Raw genomic sequence first — 3283 nt, 5'->3', positions numbered from 1 at the left:
GTATTCGAGGTCGTATTCCACGCGTTTCTTGATCTTGTGCAGGGTGTCGGTCTCACCGCGGTAGCCGTTGATCTGCGCCCAGCCGGTGATGCCGGGCTTGACCCGGTGGCGCGAGCTGTATTCGCTGACCGCTTCCTCGAAGGGAATGCCGGCGGCCTTGGTCGCCGTGGCGTGGGGGCGCGGACCGACCATCGACATGCTGCCGGCGAGCACGTTGAACAGCTGCGGCAGCTCGTCGATGCTGGTCTTGCGGATGAAGCGGCCGACCCGGGTGATGCGGTCGTCGTCGCGGGTGGTCTGGCGTTCGGCGTTGGCGTCGGTCCTTTCCGTGTACATCGAGCGGAACTTGAAGACCCAGATCAGCCGGTTGTTGTAGCCGTAGCGTTTCTGCCGGAACAGCACCGGCCCCTTGGAGTCGAGCCTGATCGCCAGGGCCACCAGGGCCATCAGCGGGGCGAAGAGGACCAGCGCGATGCTCGCCAGGACCAGGTCCTCGCAGCGCTTGATCAGCGGCGACCAGCCGCGCAGCGGCAGCTCGGACGCGTTGAACATGGGGATCCCGGAGACATCGACGATGCGGTTGTGGGCATGCCGGAAGGCAGCCATGTCCGGCACCAGCAGGACGTTCACCGGCAATTGCCGCAGGCGGTGGACGATGGCGCCGATGCGCCCCTCGGCGAACCAGGGCAGGGCGACCAGCACCTGGTCGACCTGTTCCTGGCGGATCAGCTTCTCCAGGTCCTTGGTGTTGCCCAGCAGCGGCAGCGAGTTGTAGTTCTCCGGGACCCGCTCGGAGCGGTCGTCGATGAAGCCGATGATGCCGGAGCGGATGTCGTGGTTGCGTACCAGGTATTCGGCCAGGTGCATGCCGCTCTCGGTGAAGCCGAGGATCACCGTGCGTTGCAGGTACATGCCGCGTTTCATCCAGGCCCGGTACAGGCGCAGCACCAGCAGGCGCTGCACGCCGAACAGCAGCAGGCTGCCGGTGAACCAGAAGATCACCAGCTTGCTGCTGAGGTAGGGAAACAGGCCCAGGCCCTGGTACATGAACAACAGCAGGCAGAACGCCGAGGCCCAGGCGAAGAACATGATGCGGAAGCGCAGGCGGTTGCTGAAGATATCGTCGGAGTAGACGTCCAGTGCCTGGAACATGATCACCGTGAGCGCGCCGAAGAACAGCAGCAGCCCGAGCATGTTGCTGCGCAGCTCCACGGGAACCAGGCCGGGGTAGTACAGCAGGAACAGCGCCGGGGCGATGGCGGTGAGCGCGTGTACCAGTTTGGTCGCGACCAGGAAGTACTCGATGAATCCAGCCCGTGTCAGCGACAGGCTATCTACCGACTTCGAATGCATGTTGTTTGCTCTGCCGATCACGGGCAGTCCATTGAGTGGATAGGGAAGAGCAAGGCGGTGAAGCGTCAATTTAGTGACTATTTTTCATTTGCCACGCGGTTTAGTCATTTTCCCGTCGAATAGGTTCATTCGTCGATAGTGGCTTTGTGATAGCTATCTTAGCATTCCCAGGGAAATATCCGTAGTCTGGGTAAGTTTTTTTAGTCAATTTATTGACGTATTTCTGGCGCCAAACTTTTATCCAAACAGTAGACGAGGAAATCTGACGCCGCCAATCCGCGAGCGCTCTGGCCTGGGAAGCGAAGCGGGGTGAAAGGTGAGGGCAGGCCGCTCGGTCAGGTGGCTAGCCGCCGGTTCGAAGACCCGCCTGTCCACTGGCGCTGCGGGCTGCCTGGGCAGGATGCGCCTGCGGTTCCATGACGCAGGTTGGCCGTTCGAGCGTGCCGGTCCGACCTGGGGGGCTTGGCGGACGTTGTCCGTTGCCCTCGTCGAAGGCGGAATAGGTTCGGGCCCGCGGCGTGCGCGGACGGCTCTACCAGAACCAGCCGCCGCGCGACAGCTCCTGCTGGCAACTGCGGTACTGGGCGCCGAACAGCGAGGCGCGGGACTGGACCTTCTGCGAGACGTTCTTCAGCCATGGCTTGGCGTCGTAGCTGCGGTTGCGGTAGCCGCCCCAGCCCTCGTGGTAGTTCAGGTACTGGCCGTAGGCGTCCCACTTGGAGACGCCGTTGACCCGTTGGCTCTTCTGGATGTACCAGCCCATGAAGTCCAGGGCGTCGGCGAAGTCGTCGCGGCTGGCGCCCCAGCCGCCGGCCTCGCGCTTGTAGTCGGCCCAGGTCTCGTCCCGGCCCCAGGGGATGAAACCGAGGAAGTAGTAGCGCGGCGGCAGGGCGTCGTGCTTGAAGGACGATTCCTGGTACATCATCGCCATCGGCACCTGGACCGGCGCGCCCCAGCGCTGCTGCATCTTCAGCGCCGCCTCGTGCCATTTCGGTTTTTCGCGGAAGATCTCGCAGAGGTTATCGGGATTGGCGGGGGGCTTGGTGGCGCAGCCGGCAAGAGCCAGGAGCAGGGCCGGCATCGAGAGCCGCAGCATGAAAGGGGTCCTTTGGCAGACGTCTGGGTCGCTTAACGCTGGCGCTTTATACCCGCTTTCCGGCACTCCATGCATCCCCAGGCCGATTCCCTGCCTGCGGGGGGCGTCGGCGCTTCCTCAGGTCGGCCTGGGCGTCTCGGCCTGGCTGGGGGCTCCCTCCAGGCGCGGCCCCCAGTCCTCGACCTGGCCTTTTTCCAGGCGCCGCTCCAGGGTGCGCCGCCAGGATGGCGTCAGCGGCAGCGCCAGGCACTGGCGCAGCAGCTCGGCGTCGGCCCGCCTGTCGAACAGCACCACGGACAGTCGCAACAGCGACCAGTCCGGATGGCGCCGCTCGACCAGTTGCAGGATATCGCCAGCCGCCACCACGCCTTCCTCCAGCACCCGGTAGTACCAGCCGGTGCGCCCGGACTCCTGCACCCGCAGGGACATCCCGGCGACCTCGAAGCGGTCGTTGAGCTTCCAGCAGGGCATGCGCCCCTGGGACACCTCGAGCAGCGCGGTCCCGGCCCGCACGCGGTCGCCGAGGCAGACGTCGGCTTCGCTCCAGCCGCTGGTGCTGAAGTTCTCGCCGAAGGCGCCCGCCTGCATCAGCAGGGGGTGTTCGCCCAGTTCGGCGATCCAGGCGGCGTAGTGTTCGCGTGGGTAATGGTGGATCGCTTTCTCGACGCCGCCATGGACGCGCAGGTCGCCCTGTTCGTCGCCCTCCAGGCCGACGGGGGTGACCCTGAGCGCACCGTCGCGCGGAGACTTGGCGATGCCGCTGCGCGAGCCGGGGCGGGTGAAGGGCCGGGCGCGGCCGGTGAGAAGGGCATCCAGGGGTAGGGCAGGCAGGGG

Annotated in this window: 3 protein-coding genes; all 3 read right to left on the bottom strand. The window is 65.3% G+C overall.

The window, feature by feature from the left end; translation table 11 throughout:
- A partial coding sequence (locus FFS27_RS30730) for an undecaprenyl-phosphate glucose phosphotransferase (protein WP_137952448.1) occupies positions 1–1353 on the bottom strand: 1353 nt, incomplete at its 3' end.
- Between the two features lie 532 nt (positions 1354–1885).
- Entirely contained in the window at positions 1886–2449 is a 564-nt protein-coding gene (locus FFS27_RS30720; RefSeq protein WP_272483178.1) for a transglycosylase SLT domain-containing protein, read from the bottom strand.
- 117 nt (positions 2450–2566) lie between these two features.
- A partial coding sequence (locus FFS27_RS30715; RefSeq protein WP_256659777.1) for an MOSC domain-containing protein occupies positions 2567–3283 on the bottom strand: 717 nt, incomplete at its 5' end.

The organism is Pseudomonas sp. 2VD (assembly GCF_005503585.1).
Classification (GTDB): Bacteria; Pseudomonadota; Gammaproteobacteria; order Pseudomonadales; family Pseudomonadaceae; genus Pseudomonas; species Pseudomonas aeruginosa.
Note: the sequence above shows the minus strand (reverse complement) of the source record. Positions and strands in the feature narration are given on the sequence as shown.

Coding starts and splice junctions, on each gene's coding strand:
- FFS27_RS30720 (WP_272483178.1), bottom strand. CDS start 2,449: ATGCTGCGGCTCTCGATGCCGGCCCTGCTCCTGGCTCTTGCCGGCTGC.